Genomic DNA, 24,768 nt, shown 5'->3' on the forward strand with positions numbered 1-24,768 from the left:
GAGGCTAAATGGTATCCAAACCACTGACAGTTGCGGTTGTCGATGACGAGCGCAATCTGAGAACCCTGCTTCGTGCAATGCTGACTCAAGCGGGTTTTGACGTAATTGAATACGCTGATGCCGAGACCGCCTATCAGGGGTTTATCAACAGCAAGCCCCACCTACTGCTGACCGATGTATGGATGCCCGGAGAATCTGGCCATGACCTCTGCCGGAGAATACGGCGGGATCTGGAGGACATCATTACGCCTATCATAATAATGACGGGCAACGATGATTTGAGCTCCATCGACGAAGCCTTTGAGAGTGGCGCAACCGACTTCTTTCCCAAGCCCATTAATTACCCACTGCTGGTACAACGAATTCGCTACGCACTGAGAAATTCTGAAGCCTGGCACATGCAGACGTCCTACCAGAGTCAGATGTTGCAGTCTGAAAAAATGGCCTCATTGGGACAACTTGCAGCGGGCGTGGCCCACGAAATCAACAATCCGATTGGCTACGTACTCAGCAATGTTCAAGTGCTGGGGAGCTACACTGAAAGCCTGCTTCAGTACATCGCCCAACTTGAAAGCAATGCACAAAGCGGCGCTTCATCCGAGGATCGTCAGGCGGCTCTCACCCTGATGGATGCATACGACCAGGTGAAGGCCATTAAAGCCGATCTTCCGGAGATGCTGGCAGATATCGAAGAGGGTCTGGGTCGTATCAGTGAGATCGTAAAAAGCCTCAAGATTTACGCTCATCCCGAGCAAGAAAAGCTGACACCCACCAACTTGATTGAACTGGTCCAGTCCGTTAAGAAGATGATCGTCGGTGACCTCAAATACCGGGCCGACGTGAAAACAGAGTTCCCGGAGGCTGCGGTTTGGGTTATGGCCAATCCCTCCAAGCTTTATCAGGTATTAATGAACCTCCTCATCAATGCGGTCCAGGCCATTGAACATGATCATGGACAGGTTTGCATCAAACTCAAAGCGCAGGGAGATCGGGCTCTGATTGAGGTGACCGACAACGGCAAGGGTATGGCTGAGGAGGAATTATCACGAATTTTCGACCCTTTTTATACAACCAAGGACATTGGCGAGGGCACCGGCCTTGGACTGTCTGTCAGCAAAGCCATCGTTGAAAAGCATGAGGGCCGTCTCAGCGTCGTCAGTGAGGTGAACAAAGGCACCACCTTCACCCTGTCACTGAGACAAATGCCAACTCCGTAAGAACGCCGCCTGTCGCGTGCGGCGCACGATCAGAGTGTCACCTCCCGTCCCAGCAGCCAGTCTTTCCAGCGCCCCAGGCGCTCCCGGCCGTGTTCAACGGCCATCAGCATGGCGGGTACGTAAAACAGGATCAGCAGGGTGGCGAACATCAGGCCAAAGGCGATGCCGGCGGCCATCGGGATCAGGAACTGGGCGTCGAAGGACGTTTCGAACAACAAAAAGCCCAGGCCCCCGACCGTGGTCAGCGTGGTAATGATGACTGCACGCAGCCGGCGCACGCTGGCTTCGATGATGGCCTGCTCCATGCGCATGCCATCGTCACGCAACTGGCGATACACCGTGACCAGCACAATGGCGTTGTTGATCACAATGCCCGACAACCCGAACAAACCGTAAATGCTCAGTACACTCAACTCCAGCCCCATGATCCAGTGTCCGGCAATGGCACCGGTCAGCCCAAAGGGAATGGTCGACATCACGGCCAGTGGCCAGCTCCAGCTTTCGAATACCCAAGCCAGGGCAATAAAAATGAGCATTAGCCCAAGTACCGCGCCAATCTGAACATCACGGAAGAAGTCGTTTTGCGATTCCTGATCGCCTTCCACGCGCAGGCTGACATCGCCGAACCGGTCCGCCAGCTCTGCCCGCACCTCGGTGTCGATCAGCCGGTTCACCTCGGTCAGGTTCACGTCCGAACTGTTGCGTTTGGCCGAGACCTGAACCGACAGTTCACCATCCACCCGGTTCAATTGCTGAATGGCCCGCTCAGACGCGGGGTCTGCCAGGGCGGACAAAGGCCGCTGGGTGCCGTCCGGCAGGGGCACGGGAAGCTGGGCCAGTCGGGGCCAGTTATCGACTTCGGATTCCCGCAAACGCAGCTGCACCGGGCGTTCCTCGCCTTCGATTTGCAGGGTCTGCACCGGGTAGCCATTGGTCCAGTCGCGCAGGGTGCTCGCCAGTTGCTGTGGTGTCAGCCCTTGTGCCAAAGCCTCGGCCGTCAGGTTCAGGTTCAGTTGTTCAGCGCCCAGTGGCAGGTTGTCTTCAATGTCGATCAGGCCCGGTATTTGCGCCAGACGCTGCCGGGTCCAGTTGGCGGCCTGTTGCAGGCGCACCAGCTCTTCTCCGACCAGCCGAACCCGCACGCCATCGGTCGAGGGGCCCTGCTGGCTTTCAATGAAGCTGACCGAGACCAGCCCGGCCGGCTCTTCTACCCGCTCCCGCCACTGACGGGTGATCTCGCTGTTGGACACCGGGCGCTCGGTGCTGTCATCCAATTGCACGAACAGCGCGCCGTCTTCGCGGGATTCACGGTGCGTTTCCATGACGATGGTTTCAACCAGATTCACGCCGAACGATTGCTCGATGTCGAGCAGTGCGGACTCCATATCCATCAGGAAGGTGCGGGTCACCGCCGGGTCAGTCCCTTCGGCAAAATCGACGTTCATTTGCAACGCGGGCTGCTGAATCGCCGGGAAAAACACGAACTGAACGCGGCCACTGGTCACCAGCGATACCGCCAGCACCAGTGCCACGACGGACAAGGCAAAGGTGGTTCCGCGATACGCGACGGCCAGGGTAACCGCGCGCCGGAAGGGTCCCTGACGAAACCGCTCGAACCCCCTCTCAAAGCCGGCACGCAGCCGACCCGGGGGCTTCAATTTGCCCTTGCCGACACTGTGGGCCAGGTGGCCAGGCAGAATCAGAAAGCACTCTACCAGTGAGGCGGCAATGGCCATGATCACCACCAGCGGCACGCTTTTGGTGAACACCCCGGCCTGGCCGCCGACCAGCAACAGGGGCAGGAAGGCGGCGATGGTGGTCACCGAGGAAGCCACCACCGCTGGCAGCATTTGCTGTGCCGCTCGCAAGGAGGCCTGGCGCGGCTCCTCCCCCTGTTCCATTCGGCTGTAGGCATTTTCACCGACCACGATGGCATCGTCGACGATCACCCCCAAAGCCACCAGAAACCCGAACAAACTGATCAGATTGATGGAGTTGCCACTCAATTCCAGAAAAATGAAGGTCCCGAGAAAGGAGATCGGAATACCGGCAGCGACCCACCAGGCCAGCTTCGGCCTTAAAAACAGGAACAACACCGCCAATACGATCAACAGGCCGCCGACGCCGTTATCCACAATGATGCCGATGCGGGCCTGCACAAACTCGTAGGTTTCGTTGTAGACGTGCAGCTCCATGCCTGCCGGCAACGTCGGTTCAAACTCGGCCACCCACTCGTTCAGGATCTCGGCCATGCGCAGCGTATCTTCCCCCCGGGTGCGGCTGAGCGCGAGTTTCACGGCCGGTTGACCCTGGTAGGACACCCGGGTCTGATCCGGGTCGCGGTCTTCGCTCAGGGTCATGCGCTGGTCGATACTCAGGATGGCATCGCCCTGGGTGAGGGTCTGGCGCCCCAGAGTCGCCGGGTCGCTGGCTTCGGCTGGCACCCGCAGCTGCGACTGCAACCGCCCTTCGCCGGTAATACCGGCTGGCACGTTAAGGTTTCGGGCGGCCAGCTGTTGCCCGAGCTCTGACAGCGAGGCTTCGCCCGACAAATATTCCGCCACTGTCATGCGCAGGTTCAGCTCACGGTCTGGCAGGCCATTTAAATCCACCTTGGCAATACCCGCCGCCTGCAGGCTGGTTTCAGCGGCTTCGGCCCAGTATTGCAACTCGTTCAGGGTGACATCGCCGTGCAGCAGTACCTCGGCGACGGGCTCATAGAACACCTGGCGGGTGACTTCGGGCTCGTCGGCACCCTCAGGCAGCGAGACCGTATCCAGCGCTTTCTCAACCTCGGCTACCGCCTGTTCAATGTCACTGACCGCTTCCTTGAAGGTGATGGTCATGAATGACCCGCCTTCGATGGTCGTGGTGGTCAGCCGGTCGACGTCGGTCAGTTGCAGAATGGCCTGTTCGAGCGGAATGGTGACACCGTCCTGAACGTCTTCAGCACTGGCGCCGGGCCATTCGGTGTTTACCGTGGCAATCTTGAGTTCAAAGTCGGGTAGAAACTGGGTATTGAGCCGATCGAGCGCGATCAAACCCAGAAAAATCACCACGAACATCAGCGCATTGGGGGCGACTCTGTGGTGAGCAAAGGCTCGCAGCAAACCGCTCATTGGTCAGCCACCTTAACCGCCAAGCCGTCGGCTGCCTGCTGTAAACGGGTGCCCAGCAGTCGGTCATCGGGGTTCAGATCCGCCTCGATCAGCCGCCAGACCCGGCCCTGATCAAACTGCTCACCCAACACCCGGATCTGAACACGTTCCAGCCGGTTGTCGACCACGCGGTAGACCGACTCGTTGGCGTAGACACTGGCATCGGGAACCCGGTGTGCCTGGATGGCTGGCAAGTTGAGTCGCAGTGAGTAGGTCCGGTTCAGGGTCGCTTGGGGTGGTTCGTTTTCGGCTTCAAAATACAGACGCACGCTGCCCCGGTCGGCGACCGGATCCCGCTGTCTCAGTTCGACCGGAATAGAACCCGCGTCGGTTTCTACCACCGCCGTCAGCGACGACAGGGCATCACCCTCCGGCAAGGCCGAGGCAGCCACCCAGGCAACCCATTCGGTATCCTGGTCGTTGACCAGCGTTAACAAGGTGCTGCCGGTGCCTGCCTCGGTGCCAGGGCGAACCTCCAGGCTGGCGATGCGGCCCGCAAAGGGGGCGGTTATGGTTGCTTCATTCAGGTTGTCTCGGGCCTGCTCCAGTTGGCTGTCGAGCTGATCCCGCTGTGCGGCCAGTTGTTGTTCAACGTCATCGTAGCGGGCTATAGCCAGCTCTCGCTGCTGCAACGCCAGTCGCTGGTTTTGCAGGGTACGCTCAGCGGCTTCCAGATCGGCTGCCGAACTCAGGTTCTGGCGTGCCAGGTTCTGCAGCCGATCGACACTGCGCTGGGCAATGGCAACCAGATTCTGTTCGATCACCAGCGCCGCCTGGTCACTCTGATACTGGCTTTGCTCCAGTCGGCTGCGCGATGCAAGCTCCGAACGCTGGGCTTCAAGCTGGGTGACCTGGCGTTGCAGGGCATCGGCGTCCAGCTGCAACAACACAGCCCCAGCCTCAACCGACTGACCGACGGCGACCTCAACGGACTCAACGTCTGCGGCTACCGGACTGGTCAGCACCACCGATTGTCGACTCTGATAACGGGGATACAACATCAGCTGCGGCGACCAGCGTCCGGTGTCCGGCCTAACCGTAGCCACCGTTGGTGCATCGACCAGCGGTTGTGGCTCGGCCTCAGTGCTGTTATCGGCCGATGGTTCCGGCGAGTTATTCATCCACCACGCCCCGGCCACACCGGCGCCCAGAACGACCAGTGGCAAGCTCCATCGTACCCAGCGGCTGCTCATAGGTTTCGACACTCTTTAGACAGGAATTAGCCAGAGGTACGGCGGCCTGCCGCCATTGGTTCATACTGACATGACTGGCCAGCCATTCGTCAGTCGCGCATCGAGCCGGCTCAGCCGACCGCGTCAGAAGCGCAACCCTTGTTGAGCGTACAGGTTTTTTCAGTGCCGGTTGCCAGTACCCGGCCCGGCCGTGTCAGGCCAGTTCTGCCCGCAGTTGCTCCAATACCGGCACGGTGTCCGGGCGGACCCCGCGCCACAATTCAAAACTGACGGCGGCCTGGCCGACCAGCATGCCGAGGCCATCGGCGCACTGTCCCGCGCCCTGCTCACGTGCCCAGCGGTTGAAGGCCGTCTCATCCTTGCTGTAAATCATGTCGTAGCAGTGGGTATCGGGCGTAAAGAGACCGTCCGGCAGGGGCGGTAAATTGCCGGACAAGCCTGCCGAGGTGCCGTTGATCACCAGATCGAAGCGGCCGCTGAGTTCATCGAACGCGCTGGGGGAGATTTCCGGAAAATCGTCCGTCAGCTCTTCGGCCTTGGCCAGGGTACGGTTGGCCAGCACCAGGTTGGCCGGGTTACGCGACAATAGGGTTTCAAGCACGCCCCGCACCGCACCACCAGCCCCCAGAATCAGGACGTTGCGATCGGTAATGCGCCAGTTCAGTAGGGTTTCAAGATCGAAGACCAGGCCTTCGCCATCGGTGGTATCGCCCAGAATACGACCGTCGGCCTGTTTGACCAGGGTATTGACGGCTCGGGCTCGCTTGGCCCGTTCAGTCAGATCATCGGCGAAATCATGGGCATCCTGCTTGAACGGCGCGGTAATGTTAAAACCGCGATAGCCATCTCGAAACATCTGCCAGACCCGGGTTTCAAAACTCGTGACCGGCAACTCAATGGCTTCGTATTCCAGCGCTTCCCCGGTTTGACGGGCAAAAGCGGTGTGAATAACCGGAGACAGGCTGTGCTTGATCGGATGGCCCAATACCGCATAACGGTCCATAGATGATCCTTAGTAATGGGTGAAGTTGAAAAGTCTGGCAAACGCTGGCCGCGCAGATTGAAACGATAAATCCGGGAAAAAACAAGCCGAGCGTTAGTCCAAGCTCCCCATTGCGGCAGCTCATGGCTGCCGTTTTGAAAACCAGGGTCACGTATGAAAAACCATAGTCAGCACGAAGCGGATTGTCTATGGCTAAAACCAGAGTTCTCCGATCAACTGACCCAGTTGCACGCCCGCCCATAGCCAGAACCCCACCGATGCCAGCCACAGCCCGGCAATAAGGATGATGCGCCGGGTACCGGTTGATCGTTTATCGGCCGCTTTACCAGCGCGCAGAGGGGTATCGGATTCGGTAGGTTTCATCAGGTGGCCAGTGACGGGGTTGCAGAGACCCGAAGCCTGACCTGTCCGACTGGGGTGCGTCAATACCGCAGGTGCCTGAATGTGCACCCGGCCAGGTTCAGGAGTGATACAAAACTTAGTCAGGACCGTAAACAAGCTCCGAAACGCAGACGGGTTACCGTGACGGTGACATTGACACTCCGGTGTCTGCTTTTGCACCCATTAACCGCTGAATTCAAGAGTGACTTTATGAGCGATCTGATCCGGCTGATGTACATCAGCCGAGCCACCTTCAAACCCACGCCCGCCGTTCAGGGTATCGAACCGAACGTCGCGCGGATACTGCAGTCGTCCAGAATCAACAACGCGAAAGTCGATGTAGGCGGCGTCCTGTTCTACGGCGACGGACATTTCTTTCAATGCCTGGAGGGCGACAAGGCTGCGGTGCACACGCTGCTCGAGCGGTTGCATCGTGATGACCGCCATACCGACGTGAAAATCGTCTCGGAAAAGCCAGTTCAGGTTCGTCGATTTGACGACTGGTCGATGAAATACACCGCCATTAACGACTCAATCAATTCATTACTGGCCAAATTCGGTTTCAAGACCTTCAATCCCTATCAGTTCGACACCCAGCACTTCGACGCACTGATCGACGCACTGGAGAGAATGAACCAGCCGGATGAGATCATCGATGGCAACGACCCGAAAAAAGCCTCGCGGAAAGGCCCGACCCGAGCCGACAACGAGCGCTCCGGCCTGGTTACCATGGGCATTATTGCGTTGATTCTGATTGTCGGTGGGGTGCTGCTGACCCAATTGCTGTAAACGGTCGGGTCAGCATCACCGGGACCTGGCGTGTATTGCGCCCGTTCAGAGCAGGTGCCCGGGTTGACCACTGTTCCCTGCTTGGGTCGCTACCGGCGTACTGGTACACTGCGCCGGCTCGTCTTCGCCCCCCGACAGGACACCCGGCCCCATGGCACAGCTCAACCCCAGACAAGAAGAGTCTGTTAAATACATCAGTGGTCCGATGCTGGTCCTGGCCGGGGCGGGCAGTGGCAAAACCTCGGTTATTACCCGGAAAATCGCCTATCTGGTCAATGAATGTGGCTACAAAGCGCACACCATTGCCGCCGTGACCTTTACCAACAAAGCCGCACGTGAAATGAAAGAGCGAGTGGGCAAGCTGATCAAAGGCAAGGCTGCGCGTGGGTTGATCGTGTCAACCTTCCACAACCTGGGGCTGAACATCCTGCGCAAGGAAGCCAGCCACATTAATCTCAAAAGCGGCTTTACCCTGTTTGATGATCACGACTCCAAAGCGCTGATCAAAGACATTCTGTTGCGAGAAGTGCCCAACGCCGTTGATGAAATCGACCACTTTCGCAACCTGATCAGCCGCTGGAAGAACGACCTGACCGAACCGGCGGACTTGCGCGGCAAGATGGACGAAGCCCGCGACGCCCTGGCCGTCGAAATCTATGAACAGTACAACCGAATGCTCAACGCCTACAACGCCGTCGATTTTGACGATCTGATCCGGCTACCAGCACTCCTGTTCATGAGAAACCCCGAGGTACTGGCCAAATGGCAGCGCAAGATTCGCTACCTACTGGTCGATGAATACCAGGACACCAACTCCTCCCAGTACCTGCTGGTGAAACTGCTGGTGGGCGACCAGCCCCGCTTTACCGTGGTCGGCGATGACGATCAGTCGATCTACAGCTGGCGCGGTGCCCGCCCGGAAAACCTCGTGCAGCTGCAGAGCGACTATCCGCATTTGAAAATCGTCAAACTCGAACAGAATTACCGCTCGACTGGCCTGATTCTGAAGGCGGCCAACACCGTTATCGACAACAACCCGCACGTGTTCAAGAAAACGCTGTGGAGCGAAATGGGCTTTGGCGATCCGATTCGCATCATCCGTACACCAAACGACGAAGCCGAAGCCGAGCGCATCGCCAACGAAATCTTGCACCAGCACTTAATCCGGCGCGGCGAGTACCGCGATTTTGCCGTGCTCTATCGCGGCAATCACCAGGCACGCATTCTGGAAATCAAACTGCAGCAGAACCGCATTCCGTACAAGATCAACGGCGGCACCTCCTTTTTTGCCAAGGCCGAAATCAAAGACATCATGAGTTACCTGCGCCTGCTGGTGAACCCGGATGACGATGCCGCCTTCTTGCGCATCATCAACACGCCGCGCCGCGAAATTGGGCCGGCGACGCTGGAGAAACTCACCGAATACGCCAGTCATCGCAAAGTCAGTTTGAGTGCCGCCTGCCAGGAACTGGGCTTGCAACAACTGCTGCCAGCCAAGGCGGCCGAGCGGTTGCATCGGTTTTCTGACTGGCTCGGTCGCATCATTCACAAACTGCACACCGAGACCGACCCGGTGATGGTGATTCGTGAGGTGGTGACCGACATCAACTACGAAGCCTGGCTGCGCCAGGACAGTGTCTCCGACCTGCAGGCCGAAAAACGGCTGGCCAACGTGTACATTCTGATCGACAGCCTGAAATCGATGCTCGAACGCGGCGATGAAGACGAAGAGTCTGATCTTCAAATTCAGGATGCCATCGGCAAGCTGGTACTGCGCGACATCCTCGACCGCCAGGAGCAGGAAGACGAAACCGATGCGGTGCAGTTGATGACATTGCACGCCTCCAAAGGTCTCGAATTTCCGCACGTGTTCATCATGGGGCTGGAAGAAGAGCTGCTGCCGCACCGCAACAGCATCGAAAACGGCGATATCGAAGAAGAACGCCGCCTGATGTATGTTGGTATTACCCGCGCCCAGCGAACCCTGGCACTCACCTTTGCCGCCCGGCGCAAGCAGTTTGGCGAGATCATCGACTGCACGCCCAGCCGCTTTCTGGATGAGCTGCCCGCCGATGACGTCAGTTGGGAAGGGCGCGATGCCGGCAGCACCGCCGATAAAGTGAACAGTAAAGAGACCTTTGCCAACCTCCGTGCCATGCTGAACAATTGAACGAAATCGGGTAGGCTCTGGTACTCAATAGGCCAAAACAGACAACAATATCGTGCCGACGTCGAGCAACCCGCCCATTACCTCCGCCAAACTGCTGCTGGACAGCGAGTATCGCCTGATCGCCATCGGTGATGAACAGGGTTTGCTAACGCCACCACCGGCCAACGGTCAGCCGCTGTCTGACTACTGGGTCAATTTTGAACCCTGGCTGGCCTTATACCGGGCCGTTGACCCGGAACGCAATAATTTCCAGACTTGCATCCCCGGTACTATGGCTAGCCTGACGCCCCTGGGTGAGCATCAGCTAATGCATGTCTGGAAACACCTCGATGTACTGCAAAGCAGCCTGTCGCTGCTGCAGTTCAACGCACTGGTGTTCGATGCAAATCAGACCCTGGTCTATGCCAACACCGCCGCCCGGAGCTTTCTCGCTTCGCTTGGCCTTCGCGACTGGGAAACCCTGCTGCCGGAACGCTGGCACCGGCATTTCACAAACTGGCTGCAGCAGGATGTCGCCATCAACCTGGAACGGGAAATAGAAGGCATGTGCCTGCGCTGGGAGATCACCAGCGACCCGAACCAGCAGTTTGTGGTGATGGTGTGTCACCCGATGGAAGAGCACGAAAACTACCGTCGCATTCTGGAATACTCGGTAGACGGCATTTACCAGACGGATGCCCAGGGCGCCTTAATCTACGCCAACCATTCCCTGGCCCGGTTGTTTCTTTACGACTCACCTGCCGACATGAAAGACCAGGTTCGGCAAGCGGCCCGTGACATCTACGCGCACTCCGGGGACAGAACACAGTTTCTCGACGCCCTGGCTCAATACAATGAAGTGTCGGGGTTCGAATGCCAGATGAAACGCAAGGATGGCGATCGAATCTGGGTGCGGCAAAACGCGCGCCGGGTGGTCAATGAACAGGGTGAACTGGTGCATATCATCGGTACCATTGCCGACATTTCCGAGTTAAAACGCTCGGAAGAGGCACGCCGAAATGCCGAAAGCGACTACGAAGACCTGTTCAATACCGCCCAGGCAGGCCTGTACCAGTCGACCATTAGTGGCACCTTTATTCGGGTGAATCATTTGTTCGCCCGCACGCTGGGGTGCGCCTCGCGCGAAGAATGCCTCGCCTATTACGACGACATCACCCAGAAACTGTATGACAGCCCCCGCCAGCGGCTGCGTTTGCTGTCGATGCTGCAGCGTGACCGAACCGTGGTGAATCAACGTGCGCGCATGGTGCGACGTGATGGCAAGCCCATATGGGTACTGATGAACGCCCAGTATGTGACCGAACGCCACACTGGCCGCGAAATTATTCAAGGGTCGATCATCGATATTACCGAGCAGGTTGATGCCGAAAATGAAATTCGCTACCTGGCCGAACACGACACCCTGACCCACTTGCCCAACCGCAGCCAGTTTCAACAGCAATTGCAGCAAGCCTACGACCACTGGCAGTTGCACCCGCATCATGAATTCACGGTGATCTTTCTCGACCTAGATCTTTTCAAAGACATCAACGATACCCTCGGCCATCTGGTGGGTGATGCCTTGCTGGTCGAGCTCGCTCAACGGTTGCAGCAACCGTTGAATGCGCCGTGTAAAACCTTCCGGCTGGGCGGGGATGAATTCGCCCTGCTGGTCGACGGTGCTCTTTCAGAAACCGAACTGGATATTCTGTGCGTGCAGATTGGTGATCGCGTCAGTCGGGAATTCCGCTACCAGGAATCAACGCTCAAAGTCACCGCCAGTATGGGGGTGGTGCTGTGCCATCAACTGGATGCCGACCGATCGCACGCCGTCATTGAAGATGTCATGAGTGCAGCAGACCTTGCTCTGTACCGGTGCAAGCGCACCGGGCGCGCCGGCTATCGTCTCTATGAACATAAGATGCGGGTCGATCTGCAATCTGAAAAATCCATGGAACACGAGTTGGCACTGGCGCTGCGAGCGAACAAGTTGTTGCTGCATTTTCAGCCGGTTTTTGATGCACAGAGCCGTCGTATCATTGGTGCGGAAGCGCTGATTCGCTGGCCGACCGATGCGGGCTTCATCAGCCCGGCGCAGTTTATTCCGCTGGCAGAACGATCCGGCCTGATTGCCGATATCGATGTGTGGGTGCTTGAACACATTCTCGATTATTGCGACAAGCTCAGGGAAAACCACTCTGACCTGGTGCTGAGCTTTAACCTCTCCGCCCACCACTTCAACAACCATACCTTCACCGATAGTATTCAGCCGTTGCTGCCCCGGATTAAACGAGTCGGCCCGCAATTGGCGCTGGAATTGACCGAACGCGTTATGTTCGAACGCACAGAAGGTGTCATCACTTCGCTGCAATCGTTGCGGCATTTCGGCGTGCATATTTCACTGGATGATTTCGGTACGGGCTTTTCGTCACTGAGTTATCTGACGCAATTTCCGATCGATAAAATCAAGATCGACCAGAGCTTTATTAAAACCATGCACAGCAACACCACGGCACGCGCCGTGGTTCAGGCAGCCGCACAAATCGGCAAGACGTTGCAATTGGTCGTTAATGCGGAAGGGGTGGAAACCGAGGAACAATTAACGGTGGTACAACAACTGGGCATTGACGAGGTGCAAGGTTTTCTGCTCGCCAGACCCATGCCCTTTGATGCGTTTATAACGTTGCTGGACGACCAGGAAGCCTGACACTAGCCTAATGCCAGCCAAACCCCAACCACCAGCATTAATGTACCGGCAATCCGGTTAATCAGCCGCACGTTCTGACCACGCGATAGCACCACACTCAGCGATTTTCCGCCGCCAGCATACATCATCAGCGCTACCCATTCGATCAGCAACATGATGGCAACCAGCGCCGCCAATTGCGGGGCCAACGGTTTACTGTCGTCCAGGAAGGGTGGCAACAACACCATGGTAAAGGCCCAGCCTTTGGGATTGGCAACCGCGGTAACAAACCCCTGAATCGCCAGTTGCACTCTGCCGGCACCAGCATGTGCGGAATCGCCGGTTTCCGGTATGGCCAGCTTGCCGCGCGACTGCCACATTTGCAGACCAAGCCACATTAAATAGAGACCACCGGCCCACTTGAAGATGGTAAACACCAGAGGCGCGCTGAGCATAATGGCGGCCACACCGATCACGGCCAACACACTGACCAGACCAACGCCAATCAACTCTCCGATCATCATCCACAGAGTGCGCTTTATGCCAATGGTGATGCCGAGACTCATCGACAGCGTCATACACATACCCGGCGTCAGTGACACCAGCGCGAAGGTGGGAATAAAAGCAGCCAGCAAAGCGGTATTGATCATGATGCGGGTGACTCCTCAGACAACCCAGGTTTTGAACTGATCCAGAAAACGAGCCCGGTGGCGATGGTTGCCAGCAGACCACAGCCAATAAAGACGCCATCGTAACCGCCCCACTGAGCGATCACACCCCCCAGGCCGGCCCCGGCAAGGCTGCCAATTTTGATCGAGGTAGTATACAGCGTGGATGCCATACCGAGACGGTCTTTCATCAGCGTCTGAAAGATACTGATGCCAATACCAGCCGCCAGGCCAACCAGTCCCGCGTTAAACACCTGCATGGCGAGCAACAGGCTAAAGCTGTCGAACCACCAGACGCCCGTATAAAAAACCATACCACTCACGGCGGCGACTTTAAGCGGTGCAAACAAATGCCAGCGCCAGGCCTGGGCACCGCCGAAAATCATAATCGGAATTTCCAACCCGGCGGCCATACCCATCAGCAGGCCAGGGGCGATGGTCATTAGTTCCAGTACGTCCCGCACATAGAGGGGCATATAAACAATGTACATGGAGTTGGCGGCAAAAATGGCGATGGTCACCATCATCAGCCCCAGCACACGCGGGTCGGTCACCGACACCTTGCTGGTCGAACCAGACAGGCGGGTGTCTTTCATGCCAGGCAGCATTAGCAGCGTCAGAAAAAAGATCGCGGCGGTGATCATCATCAGAGTCCGAAAACCAAGCCAGTCAAACAGGAAGTAGGCCAGTGGCGGCCCGGCAATCCAGCTCATTGAAATCGTCGCCCGCAACACCGATTGAAACAGCGCGGCCTGCTGATCGTTGACCTGCTCTCGCGCCAGTGCAAACAGTTGCGGCTGAGCCGTTGACGACAACCCAAACCAGACCATCCCGACGACCAGCAACAGCGGATACCATTCAACCACACCCAAGCCCACAGAGCCGAACATCGACACAATGACAGAGACGTAGAGAATCTTCATCCTGCTCATCCCGGCATCGGAGCGTTTGGCCAGCCACTGACTGACACCAATACCGGCCAGCGTATTGGCCACAAAAAACACCCCGATCCACAGCGGCTCAATCCCCAGATTAATCGCCAGATGCGTACTCAAAACAGGAAACACAGACGCACCGGCCGTACCCAGCAACATACTCAGGGCCAGCAGCCGCAACACCATAGGTTGTAACCAAAACGCTCTATTCAATTTCACTCTCAATGTTTGGTGGTTTCTTTTGGTAGTTGCCTGAATTCGTGACAGGCACCGGGTGTCCCTATTTAGGGTCGCTGTGAACCCATCCATGGGCGCTAGACCGCAACGTCCCTGTTGCGGACTCCCCTAAATAGGGACACCCGGCACCTGTCACTTGTTAAGCTGGTTACACTTACTACGACAACCAATACTTAAATTCGTATACGACAAAAAACGGGCCTGGCACATAACCAGACCCGTTTTTCACCTCACAAACCAAGCGACTATTACTGCCCGAATCGCTCAGACCCCGCTGGCTTGTTGTCCAGCACCGCATCGATCCGCTCCATCACCGCATCGTCCAGCTTGTCAGTAACATCCATCGCTTTCAGGTTATCTTCCAACTGGCTCAAACGGGACGCGCCTAGAATAACCGTGCTGACGTTCGGGTTTTTCAGACACCAGGCCAGCGACAGATGCGTCAGGCTCAGGCCAAGCTCATCAGCAATCGGCTTCAGTTGACGCACTTTTTCCAGCCGTGCCTTGCCTTCATCGCTGAGCAAGTTGTCTTTCAGCCACTCGTAACCCGGGAGGTTCATTCGGCTGTCATCGGGAATGCCATCCAGGTATTTACCGGTCAGAATGCCCGAAGCCAAGGGCGACCAGATGGTGGTACCCAAGCCGTATTGCTCATAAATAGGCCGGTACTCGCCTTCTACCTTGTCGCGGTTGAACATGTTGTACTGCGGCTGTTCCATCGTTGGCGGCGTCAGGTGTTCCTGGCGGGCAATGGCATGGGCTTCGGTAAGCTGCTGCGCATTCCACTCTGACGTACCCCAATAAACGATTTTACCCTGCATCACCAACTGATGCATGGCACGCACCGTTTCTTCGATGGGGGTATCAACATCGGGGCGGTGGCAGAAAAACAAATCGAGGTAGTCGACTTTCAGACGACGCAGCGCTGCATCGCAGGCATCTCGTACGTGCTTGGCCGACAGACCCAACTGCGTTGGCTTGTCGCCGCCCCAGAATACTTTGGATGACACCGCAAAGGTATCACGCGGCAAGCCCAATGCATCGATGGCATCACCCATGATTTTTTCCGATTCGCCGGCTTCATAGCCTTCGGCGTTATCGAAAAAATTCACGCCGCTGTCGTAAGCGGTTTTCAGTAAGGTTTTGGCATCGTTCAAATCAACCTGCTTGCCAAAGGTAACCCAGGACCCTAACGACAGGGCTGAGACTTTCAGGCCGGAACGGCCAAGACGACGATATTCCATGATGACTCCTTTACGACTCGAGGTCGTTTAAATAATTGATCAGGCTTTTTTGCTATAAAAAGTGATGCTCAAATAAGACGTTCGCTCCAACACTTAGGGCTGTGGGAGAGTTTCATGGAGCAGCGGGCAGGACGCCCGCGTCCCTGTCAGCGACACAGGGAAGTGTCTCTGACAGGGGCGGAATGAAGCTCACCCTCAGCCCGAACGACTGGCAGAAAAAGCAAACGCCGAACGTCGGGCCAGTGGCACCAAACAAAACCCTACCAGGGCAGCAAATGGGTGCCTTTGTCAGTGAAACCATCCCAGAACGTTTCCAGCCTGGCGCGATCGGCGGCCGACAACCGTTGACCGGTGGCGCCGAAGTTGGCGTCCAGTTGCGTCTGGGAACGAATGCCCGGGATCACGCTGGAGACTTCATCGTAGCTGAGCAAATAGGCCAGGGATTGTTGCGCCAGGTTGCGATCAACGGTGGGTAGCCAGGCCAGTTGCTCAACCAGCGCAGCGCGTTGTTCAACATCGGCCTGGCTCCAGCGTTTGCGTACACCGTCGAAAACGGTTTGGGCGTTGTATTTGCCACCGAGCCAGCCGCTGTCGAGTGGCACCTTGGTGATGACACCGACGTCGTTGGCGCGAACCTGATCAAAGGCCAGGCGAACATCCTGGTGCAGTACGTTGAACAGCAATTCCAGCACCTGGGCATCGGTGGTTTCGAGCGTTTCGCGCACTTCAAAGGCGTAGTCGGTGCTCGCGCCATAAAAGCGGACCTTGCCTTCGGTTTGCGCTTTTTTCATCGCCTGCCAAATCGGATGCTGCCCGTTCAACACTTCCAGTGGCGGGCTGTGCACCAACACCACGTCCAGATAATCCGTTTTCAATCGCTCCAGCGAACCGTGCAGACTCTCCTGAAAGGCTTCGGCACTGTAATCGGTGCCGCCTTCCGGCTTGTGACCGAATTTACTGACCAGCACTACGTCCTGGCGCACGCCGCGCAGCGTTTCGCCCAACAACCGTTCACTGTTGGTTTTCGCATAATTCGGCGCGGTATCGAAGAGGTTACAGCCCCGGTCGAGTGCTTCGGCCACCAACTGATGAGCCGTGGTGTCATCCATACCGCCCCACTGATCGTTATTGCCCAGTTGCCAGGCGCCAAACCCAATGTCGGATACCTTCAGTTCGGTTTTTCCCAGTCGACGATAATGCATCAGATCTCTCCCCGAATGTGCTGACGCACCCGGTCGTGATAAAAGTGCGACAGCTGGGTGTGCAATTCGTTGTCGAGCGACGGCAACGCAGAAACCGCCGCATTGTCGGCAATCTGCTCGGGTCGGCTGGCACCGGTTATGACACTGCTAACACCTTGCTGATCTAACAGCCAGCGCAATGACATCTGCGCCAGCGTCATGCCATCCGGTACCAGGCTTTTCAGTTCATGAGCCAGTGCAACGCCGGTTTTATAAGGCAGACCAGCAAAGGTTTCACCCACAAAAAAAGCATCGCCATTCTGATTGAAGTTTCGATGATCTTCTTTGGCAAATTCATGATCGGCCGTCATTTTCCCGGAGAGCAACCCACTCGCCAGCCCAAGCCTCACAATCACACCCACCTCTTTCTGATGCGCCAGCGGCAGAATGGATTCGGCCATATCCTGCCGCAATAAATTCACGATCAATTGCAGCGAGGCGACGTCCGTATTTTCGAGGCAATACCGCGCATCGTCACAGGTTTCAACACTGGCGCCAAACTGGCGTATCAGGCCAGCCTGTTTAAATTCGGCCAGCCATTCGAAGACGTCACCGCGTTTGATCTCGTTGATCGGAATGCAGTGCAACTGCACCATATCAAGCTGCTCGACCTGCAGCCGCTCACGCGATGCTTCGATGGCAGCCTTCAGCCGATCCCGGCTGTAGCCATCCGGATACAACTCTGGTGTTCGGCCTGCCTTGGTGACAATGATCCGGTCAGTTTCAGGATGCGCTTTGTTGAACTCGCCAATAATGCGTTCACTGTCGCCTCCGCCATACACATCCGCGGTATCCCAAAAAGTGACGCCGTTGTCGCTGGCGGCTTGTAAAACCGACTCGGCCTGACCGGCCTGCAGGGCTCCCCAGTCACCACCCAACTGCCAACAGCCCAGGCCGATTTCAGAGACGGAATACCCGGTTTTACCGAGGGGTCTGTGTTGAACAATCTGGCTCATAAGAAACTCCTGGTCTGCTACAAAAAAAGGAATCAGTAAAGGCCGAGGTCACCGCAATATTCAGTGCTGGCTGCCGGGTAGGCCTCTCAGGGGTAGTCCGCAGCATGGATGCTGCGGTCTAGGCTCCAGGGAAGGATCTACGCCGACCCCTGAGAGGCCTACCCGGTTGCCAGCACAGGCTCTTGGCACGATGGAAAGCCCAAACTCCGGCCGTATGTTTGATAGCAGATGCAGTATAGTTGCTATCATTCCGATAATAATCCTGCAAAAATTAACCTTATTCGTTAATAGGACTAACCAATGGACCGTTTTGCGGAGATTGAGGCCTTTCTTGCGGTTTGTGACGCCGGGAGCTTCACCCGGGCGGCGGAGAAACTGTCGATATCGCGCGGGCGCATCAGTCAGCGGGTGGCCGAGCTAGAGGCCCGGCTGGGCATAACCCTGCTGCATCGGACTACCCGGAGTGTGTCGCTAACACCGGAAGGCGAGCATTTTCGCCTGCGCACCCAGTCGAGCCTGAACCAGATTGATGCGGCCGAGCACAGCCTGAAAATGATGGCCGACCGGTTATCCGGGCCGGTACGCATCAACTCGGTGGGGGGTATTTTGGGCGAGCACTACCTGGCGCGCATGCTGACCGAAGTGGCCGCCCAGCATCCGCAATTGCAGTTTCAAATCGACTTCAGCAGCGCCCGGGTCGACCCGAACCAGGACCCGGTGGATCTGGTACTTCGCGGGGGTGATGACCCGGGCAGCGGGGTGGCCGCTGAACGGGTTGGCCGACTGCGCCTGATGCTCTGTGCCAGCCCCCGCTACCTGAACCAGCACGGGTTTCCGCGACATCCCAGTGAACTGGGCGACTTCAATTGCATTACCGGCACGCCCAAATCCTGGCAATTCCGGCGAGGCAATGACCACCATGTGCATTACCCACAGGGCAGCTGGCATGCACCCAGCAGCCAAGCTCAGTTACTGGCCGCCGAGCAGGGGCTGGGCATTGCCCGGCTATCGAACCTGGTGCTGCGCGAACCCTTGCAGCAGGGTAGGTTGGTGCAGGTTCTGCCCGACTGGGAGATTGAAAACACCTCACTCTGGCTGGTTTGGGCGCAGAGAAGTGAACTGCCAAAACGTGTCGCAGTGGTACGGGACCATCTGATTCGTCGTTTTCATAGCTTTGATATTGGGAGTCTCTGACTTGCTGAGTAGGCAAGCAGCGGGTGCCTGGGGTGTCTCTGTGGGGGAGTCCGCAGCAGGGATGCTGCGGCCTAGGCTCCATGGAGGGATTTACGCCGACCCCACAGAGGCACCCCAGGCACCTGCTGCGAACCATTACCGCTTGGCTGACCCTAACTCCCAAGCTTGCATTAGATATAATGACCCGGTTCTCATCTGACAACGCCGCCACTGGCCGCATGGCAAGGCTGTGATACACTGATCAGGATAAAAATGAGGAGTTAACCCATGCACCTGCCGCTTCGTCTCAGCTTGCCAATGGCCACTCTGGCTGCCCTGGTTATTCACCCAACGGCCTGGGCCGACCCTGGTGCACTGGATCGGTTCGATTGCCACAACGACGCCGTCACCGGCGAATACCATTGCCATGGCGATGAAGCGCTGGCCGATCTGGGTGGCTTTGCCATTGGCGCCGGTGTGCGTTCCTCGGTCTGGATCTACCCGGACGAAAGCGAATACGACGCCTTTGTCGGCCCCTCCCTCGATATCGAAGCCGGTATTGGCGCCTTTGCCTTGCAGGGCAGCTATCACTACAAGCAAATCGTTACCAGTGATTCCGATGTCTACCTGATCGGCTGGGATATCGGCGCCAAACTGGGCCGCGGTGTGGCCCGCTATGGCACCAAATACTATGGCAGCCTGGGTTATTACAGCGAGTCCGTTGAGCAGGATGGTTTCGAAGACACCCAAATCAGTGGCTTCTATGTTGGCGGTGGCGGTGGCTACAACTGGGACGAGCTGGGTCTGGATATTCAGGCCGACTGGCATTTCGGCGACAACTACGAAGAATTCTTCAACGGCAACGTCGACGTGCAAACCATCTCAATTCGCACGGTTCTCAGTTACCGCTTCTGACCAGAAGCCCCAGTCACTCGGAATACAGACGTTCAGTCAGACAAGACGTCGGAGCCAGGCTTCGACGTCAGATTTCTCAGCCAATAGCCCCGGCCCGTTCGCCACCTGAACAACGCCACCTTACCCAGCTCTTCCAACACCGTTACTCCAACCACGGCCCACAGCGGCCAGCCCAGCCAGAGCGCGACCAGCGCGGAAACCGGTACGGCCAGCAGCCAGAGTGAAATAGCTTCGGTGAGCAGCACAAACCGATTATCGCCACCCGCCCGCAGAATACCGATGACCGCCAGCATATTGTGAGTGCGCACTGGCAAGCCGATGCAGTACACCAGCCAGACACCGGCCAGCAAATCCCGAACCGGCGCTTCCACAAAGGCGAAAGCGCTAACCACCAGCGGTGTCATTGACGCCAGGACAACCGCGAGCAAGGCGGACGCCAGGGTGATTTTATTCAGAAAAAAATAGCACAGCGCCCTGGCCTCATCGTATTCGTGTCGGCCCAGGTGCTGACCAATCAAAATCGACGCGGCTATGCCAAAGCCGATGAACAGATCGACGATTACGTTCTCCAGCGGCGACATCAGACTCATCGCCGCCAAAGGCGCAGCCCCCATGTAGGCATAGACCAGAAAGAAGGCAAAAATACCGGCACTCCAGAGGCCCTCGTTCAGCATCAGCACCCGGCCATAGCGCCAGACTTCCCAGAACCGATCCGCCGACCACACCCAAACCACCTGCAAATGGCGTCGCAACAGAAAGAGCAGCAACGCCAGCTCCAACACCCTTGAAGCGACCGATGCGAAGGCAACACCGGCCAAGCCAATATTGAGCAACGGGAAAGGCCCAAACAACACCAGATAATTCAGCAATGTATTGGTCAGCAGCGCCAGGCCGCTGGCCGCCATAGGCCACAGGGTGTCACCGGTGGCGCGTTGCACACTCGCCAGCAGGAAACTGAAGCCGGAGAGGACGGCAAAGGGAAAGGTCCAGAACCAGTAATTGGCGGCCATGCCGGCCACTGCGTCATCTGGCGATAACAAGCCGGCCATTGGCTGAGTCAAAAACAACGCCATCACCGTCAGCGGCAACATCGCCAGCCCGCACCAGGCAAGGCCTGTCCACAGATACCCCAACACGGCGATGCGATCCGACGCGCCCCAATACTGCGCCACCAGCATCGAAACACCGCCGCTCAAACCAATGGCGATCAGCAGCGCAACGAAGTAAACCTTACTGATCAACCCAACGGCAGCAACGGCGACTGAACCGAGGGAACTGACCATATAGATATCGACCACGCTCAGCGATGAAGTCAGCAGGGCTTGCAGGCTGATGGGTAAAGCCAGACTCACAATGCGACGATAGGACAGCGCCAGCATCTTAAAACTCCCTTAAGGCTAGCAGCAACGGCTACGCCGCCCTCTCTCTAACACTCTCCGCCAAGGGTGGAGAGAGGACTGTTCAGTCCAGTGGTTACTATTGCAGACAACAATGCTTGTATTTCTTACCGCTGCCACAGGGGCAGGGGTCGTTACGGCCAACCGATTGTCGGGGTTCGGCCGCCGACTGAGCAACGGCCCCAACCGAGATCGACAAGCGCGAAAACAGATCGGCTGCTTTGGGAAACTGGCCCAATATCTGGTCGGCCAGTTGCTCCGGCCGAAGCGGTGACGAGCGCCGCGCGATGAATTCCCGCGCCTTGTCGGGTGAGGCAAAAAAGCTGAGGGCAAAATACAGACTGTCGAGTTCCGAACGCAGTTCTGCCGGCACCAGCGTCAGCCACAGCGGCCGGGCATGGGTAAAGCCAGCCTCAAAGCCCAGGCTCCAGTCGTTCATACGATGGCCGGGTTTGATCTGATTAACCGCATCCATACCGGCCGTATCCGGTATCGGGTATTCCTGTTTTTCACAGGCCTGTTCAATATGGCGCTGCAACGACAGCACGGCGTTAAGGGCATTCGAAGCGGGTTCAATGTGGCCAAACAGGGGCAATACATCACCCAGCCAGTCACTGGCTGATACCGGTACCGGCGCCTGACTGATGGCAAAGAAAAACCCGTTCAAGCCGTCGAGACTCGGTGGTACCGGGCCCTCGGCGTTTTCAGTTGGCAGGTTGTCAGTGACCCACTGACGGGCATCCTGATAACTCAGGCTTTTAACATTCAGTGACTCAGTCATGCTTCGCCTGTTGTGAGAAAGTGGCCTGTTGAGCGTCGCTGGCGTCGGTCTGGTAGTTGGCTTTCCACTGATCGTAGGGCATGCCGTAAACCACCTCACGGGCGCTGTCTTTAGTCATGTCGACGCCTTGTTCGCTGGCCGCTTCCTGGTACCAGCGCGACAGGCAATTGCGACAAAAACCCGCCAGATTCATCAGATCGATGTTCTGTACATCGGTGCGTTCCTGCAAATGCTGCACTAATCGGCGGAACGCCGCTGCTTCAAGTTCAGTCTTGGTTGGGTCTTGCATTGAGAATACTCCTGAACAGCCGACGACTAACCGCCGGCTTTTTTAACCGTATAGCCTTGCTGGCTTAACTCGGCCACCAGCAGATCACGCTGGTCACCCTGTATCTCGATCACGCCGTCTTTGACGGTGCCGCCCGTGCCGCACTTGGCTTTCAGTTTTTTAGCCAGGGCTTTCAGGTCTTTCTCAGACAGCGGAATGCCGCGAATCAGCGTCACGCCCTTGCCTTTGCGGCCCTTGGTCTCGCGGCTGATGCGAACAATGCCATCACCCTCGGGAATCGCCTCCTGAGACGTGCACTGGCATTGCGAGCGGGGTTGCTGGCAATCCGGACAGGTGCGGCCCGATTCAGTGCTGTATACCAGAGCCATGGTCGCCTCTTAAAACCGGTTAATGGGGCCTGCAGTTTATCACAGCCGCCCAATGAATCTCAGGCCGTGCTGGCGTTCTCGCTGGCAATCTGGCGCAGTGCCTGAACAAACACCTCTGCCGGCTGACCACCGGTGATGGCGTATTTGCCGTTGACAATGAAGGTCGGCACCGAGCTTACGCCCATCTGCTGATAATGCCCTTCTTCGGCCCGAACCGCCTGCTCATAGCGGTCTGAGGCGAGCACCGCTGCTGCGCTGTCCCGGTCGAGTCCGGCTTTTTCGACGGCCTGCAGCAACACCTCAGTGTCGTTCACATTGGTCCGATCGGTGAAATAGGCTTCAAACAGCGCCAGTTTCAGTGCCGTTTGCTGTTCAGTGTCTTTTGCCCAGTGCAGCAGACGGTGGCAATTGAAGGTGTTCTGGGTGCGCATGTCGTCGGTGAAATTAAAGGTAAAACCAACCTGGCTGCCCGCCTCGGTGATGCGCTTGCGGTTCTCTTCGCTCTGCTCAAAACTCATCCCGTATTTTGCCATGATGTGCTCTCGCCAGTTTTCGCCTTCGGCCGGTGCATCGGGCCGCAGTTCAAAGGCATGCCAGGCGAGGTCGGCTTCGATCTCACCGTCCAGTGACGCCAGCGCCTGTTCCAGATTTTTATAGCCGATGACGCACCAGGGACAGGCCACATCAGAGACGACATCAATACTCAGATTTTTCATGGTTACCTCTTCACTTCGCGGTTCATGGCCGCAACTCTGTGGCCTTTTTGGATCAGGCCCACTGTTCGATCAGGGTTTTTGCCAGGCGGTGGCCGCTGCGCCAGGCGCCTTCAAGTCGGTCTCCCTGGGTCCAGTCACCGGCCAGACCAATGGCCAGGTTGGTGTCAAAGGCAGCATCCAGACGCGTTTCGGTACCGGAACGGGCATACAACCAGCGGTGCTTGAAGCGATCCGACACCGCTGGCAGTTCCGGTTGGCCCAGACGACGCAATGCCGCCAGACACTGTTGTTCCAGCAAGCTGTCCGAGGCATCCAGATGATTGGCCGACCACTGGGCGGTAAAGTGCGCAACCCAGGTTTCCGGCTCGGCCGCACGCCCGGGTTTGCTGCTGTCACGGGCCAGCCAGTTCACAACACCGGTTTTTACAAAGGCCGCATCCGCCTCAATACCGGTGGGCTCACTGAAGGTGATGGCCAGCGCCCAGCAGGGCAACATGGCGGTTGTACCGCGCAACGGCACTTCCAGATTTGAGCCCGGCGGCAATAACGCCAGTGACTGGGCCAATGGCGCCGTCAGCAAGACGGCGTCGAACTGGCCATACTGCTCGCCCTGGTCATCCCACAGACGCCACTGTTTACCAACGCGTTCCAGCCGGTCGACCCGGGTTTGAACAAACAGATCGAGCCCCTCGCTCAGGCCTTGCACCATGGCGTTCATGGTTGGCGTACCGACGTATCGCGTCTGCTCATCCGGAGACGACTGAACACCGTCGCCGTTGAGCACCACTGGCGCTACGGGCCATGGCGCGACCCAGCCCTCAGCCACCCAGCGATCAACCTCCTGCTGGAAGGCCGGATCTCGCACCGTAAAATATTGGGCACCATGGTCCGCCTGCCAGCCGTCGCGGCGGCGTGTCGCCAGGCGGCCACCACGGCCACGGCTTTTCTCGAAAACCTGACACCGGTGACCGGCCTGTTCGAGTTCACGCGCCAACGTCATGCCCGACAACCCGGCACCCACGACTGCAAACACTGCCATGATGAGACTCCTGACTTAATCGCTGTTGATATGAAAATACGCTGTGACGATTACCGTCAAACCATCAGGGTTTTCCGGCTTACTTTCTAATTACTTACTATGGGGTTCACTCGGGCCATCCGCAAACCGGTTAACAAAAGAAAATGGTCGAATACTCATCTTGCTGCTCCCGAGCGCAGACACTTGACCAAATGCGTTACACTGTAACCTACAGGGCAACACCGTTGCCGGAT

General features: G+C 57.3%; 21 protein-coding genes. 6 read left to right on the forward strand and 15 right to left on the reverse strand.

Going from position 1 to position 24,768, the window contains the following annotated elements; translation table 11 throughout:
* Positions 1-8: 8 nt before the first annotated feature.
* Positions 9-1,217 (forward strand): sensor histidine kinase, encoded by a 1,209-nt coding sequence (locus EP166_RS16340; protein WP_127559052.1) that lies wholly within the window; start codon positions 9-11, stop codon positions 1,215-1,217.
* A 29-nt stretch (positions 1,218-1,246) separates the two neighbouring features.
* On the opposite strand, the gene EP166_RS16345 is transcribed toward EP166_RS16340, so the two are convergent.
* The 4 genes from EP166_RS16345 to EP166_RS21170 all read right to left on the reverse strand — a co-directional run bounded on the left by EP166_RS16345 (position 1,247) and on the right by EP166_RS21170 (position 6,934).
* Positions 1,247-4,336 (reverse strand): efflux RND transporter permease subunit, encoded by a 3,090-nt coding sequence (locus EP166_RS16345; protein WP_127559054.1) that lies wholly within the window; start codon positions 4,334-4,336, stop codon positions 1,247-1,249.
* Positions 4,333-5,568, reverse strand: coding sequence for an efflux RND transporter periplasmic adaptor subunit (locus tag EP166_RS16350; RefSeq protein WP_127559056.1), 1,236 nt, complete (start codon positions 5,566-5,568; stop codon positions 4,333-4,335). The genes EP166_RS16345 and EP166_RS16350 overlap by 4 nt, the downstream gene beginning before the upstream one ends.
* Before the next feature lie 193 nt (positions 5,569-5,761).
* Positions 5,762-6,571 carry a shikimate dehydrogenase gene (gene aroE, locus EP166_RS16355; RefSeq protein ID WP_127559058.1) on the reverse strand — a complete coding sequence of 270 codons (810 nt, stop codon included), beginning with the start codon at positions 6,569-6,571 and terminating at the stop codon, positions 5,762-5,764.
* Between the two features lie 192 nt (positions 6,572-6,763).
* Positions 6,764-6,934 carry a hypothetical protein gene (locus tag EP166_RS21170; protein WP_164743985.1) on the reverse strand — a complete coding sequence of 57 codons (171 nt, stop codon included), beginning with the start codon at positions 6,932-6,934 and terminating at the stop codon, positions 6,764-6,766.
* Between the two features lie 228 nt (positions 6,935-7,162).
* On the opposite strand from EP166_RS21170, the gene EP166_RS16360 reads away from it, so the two are divergent.
* The 3 genes from EP166_RS16360 to EP166_RS16370 all read left to right on the forward strand — a co-directional run bounded on the left by EP166_RS16360 (position 7,163) and on the right by EP166_RS16370 (position 12,597).
* Positions 7,163-7,741, forward strand: a complete 579-nt coding sequence (locus EP166_RS16360; RefSeq protein WP_127559060.1) for a BLUF domain-containing protein — start codon at positions 7,163-7,165, stop codon at positions 7,739-7,741.
* A gap of 151 nt (positions 7,742-7,892) precedes the next feature.
* Entirely contained in the window at positions 7,893-9,911 is a 2,019-nt protein-coding gene (gene rep / locus EP166_RS16365; RefSeq protein WP_127559062.1) for a DNA helicase Rep, read from the forward strand.
* Positions 9,912-9,963: 52 nt separating this feature from the next.
* Positions 9,964-12,597: a putative bifunctional diguanylate cyclase/phosphodiesterase gene (locus EP166_RS16370; protein WP_127559064.1), complete on the forward strand. Its 2,634-nt coding sequence runs from the start codon at positions 9,964-9,966 to the stop codon at positions 12,595-12,597.
* Positions 12,598-12,599: 2 nt separating this feature from the next.
* Here the strand turns inward: EP166_RS16370 and EP166_RS16375 are convergent, their stop codons facing one another.
* From EP166_RS16375 to EP166_RS16395, 5 genes are all read right to left on the reverse strand, one after another.
* The gene (locus tag EP166_RS16375; RefSeq protein ID WP_181952730.1) at positions 12,600-13,226 is read right to left on the reverse strand and encodes a LysE family translocator; all 627 of its coding nucleotides are present in this window, start codon (positions 13,224-13,226) and stop codon (positions 12,600-12,602) included.
* The gene (locus EP166_RS16380; protein ID WP_164743986.1) at positions 13,223-14,365 is read right to left on the reverse strand and encodes a sugar efflux transporter; all 1,143 of its coding nucleotides are present in this window, start codon (positions 14,363-14,365) and stop codon (positions 13,223-13,225) included. Before EP166_RS16380 ends, EP166_RS16375 begins: the two co-directional genes overlap by 4 nt.
* A 299-nt stretch (positions 14,366-14,664) precedes the next feature.
* Entirely contained in the window at positions 14,665-15,660 is a 996-nt protein-coding gene (locus EP166_RS16385; protein WP_127559068.1) for a potassium channel beta subunit family protein, read from the reverse strand.
* A 260-nt stretch (positions 15,661-15,920) separates the two neighbouring features.
* On the reverse strand, positions 15,921-16,862 hold the full coding sequence (locus EP166_RS16390; protein ID WP_127559070.1) for an aldo/keto reductase: 942 nt from the start codon (positions 16,860-16,862) through the stop codon (positions 15,921-15,923).
* Positions 16,862-17,857: an aldo/keto reductase gene (locus tag EP166_RS16395; RefSeq protein ID WP_127559072.1), complete on the reverse strand. Its 996-nt coding sequence runs from the start codon at positions 17,855-17,857 to the stop codon at positions 16,862-16,864. Before EP166_RS16395 ends, EP166_RS16390 begins: the two co-directional genes overlap by 1 nt.
* A gap of 300 nt (positions 17,858-18,157) precedes the next feature.
* Here EP166_RS16395 and EP166_RS16400 point away from each other — a divergent pair, with 300 nt between their 5' ends.
* Together EP166_RS16400 and EP166_RS16405 are read left to right on the forward strand one after the other, a co-directional pair.
* On the forward strand, positions 18,158-19,051 hold the full coding sequence (locus tag EP166_RS16400) for a LysR family transcriptional regulator (RefSeq protein ID WP_127559074.1): 894 nt from the start codon (positions 18,158-18,160) through the stop codon (positions 19,049-19,051).
* 267 nt (positions 19,052-19,318) lie between these two features.
* Positions 19,319-19,945, forward strand: a complete 627-nt coding sequence (locus tag EP166_RS16405) for a hypothetical protein (RefSeq protein WP_127559076.1) — start codon at positions 19,319-19,321, stop codon at positions 19,943-19,945.
* 32 nt (positions 19,946-19,977) lie between these two features.
* Here the strand turns inward: EP166_RS16405 and EP166_RS16410 are convergent, their stop codons facing one another.
* From EP166_RS16410 to EP166_RS16435, 6 genes are all read right to left on the reverse strand, one after another.
* Positions 19,978-21,324 (reverse strand): MATE family efflux transporter, encoded by a 1,347-nt coding sequence (locus EP166_RS16410; protein WP_127559078.1) that lies wholly within the window; start codon positions 21,322-21,324, stop codon positions 19,978-19,980.
* Positions 21,325-21,421: 97 nt separating this feature from the next.
* Complete coding sequence (locus EP166_RS16415; protein ID WP_127559541.1) at positions 21,422-22,123, reverse strand: SEC-C metal-binding domain-containing protein; 702 nt, start codon at positions 22,121-22,123, stop codon at positions 21,422-21,424.
* The gene (locus EP166_RS16420) at positions 22,116-22,412 is read right to left on the reverse strand and encodes a DUF1244 domain-containing protein (RefSeq protein WP_127559080.1); all 297 of its coding nucleotides are present in this window, start codon (positions 22,410-22,412) and stop codon (positions 22,116-22,118) included. The genes EP166_RS16415 and EP166_RS16420 overlap by 8 nt, the downstream gene beginning before the upstream one ends.
* A gap of 26 nt (positions 22,413-22,438) precedes the next feature.
* Positions 22,439-22,780, reverse strand: a complete 342-nt coding sequence (locus EP166_RS16425; protein WP_127559082.1) for a translation initiation factor Sui1 — start codon at positions 22,778-22,780, stop codon at positions 22,439-22,441.
* A 59-nt stretch (positions 22,781-22,839) separates the two neighbouring features.
* Positions 22,840-23,496: a DsbA family oxidoreductase gene (locus EP166_RS16430; protein ID WP_127559084.1), complete on the reverse strand. Its 657-nt coding sequence runs from the start codon at positions 23,494-23,496 to the stop codon at positions 22,840-22,842.
* Positions 23,497-23,548: 52 nt separating this feature from the next.
* On the reverse strand, positions 23,549-24,535 hold the full coding sequence (locus tag EP166_RS16435) for an NAD(P)/FAD-dependent oxidoreductase (RefSeq protein WP_127559086.1): 987 nt from the start codon (positions 24,533-24,535) through the stop codon (positions 23,549-23,551).
* Between the last annotated feature and the right edge of the window lie 233 nt (positions 24,536-24,768).

Origin of the sequence: Saccharospirillum alexandrii (assembly GCF_004000275.1) — a bacterium.
GTDB classification, from domain to species: domain Bacteria; phylum Pseudomonadota; class Gammaproteobacteria; order Pseudomonadales; family Natronospirillaceae; genus Saccharospirillum; species Saccharospirillum alexandrii.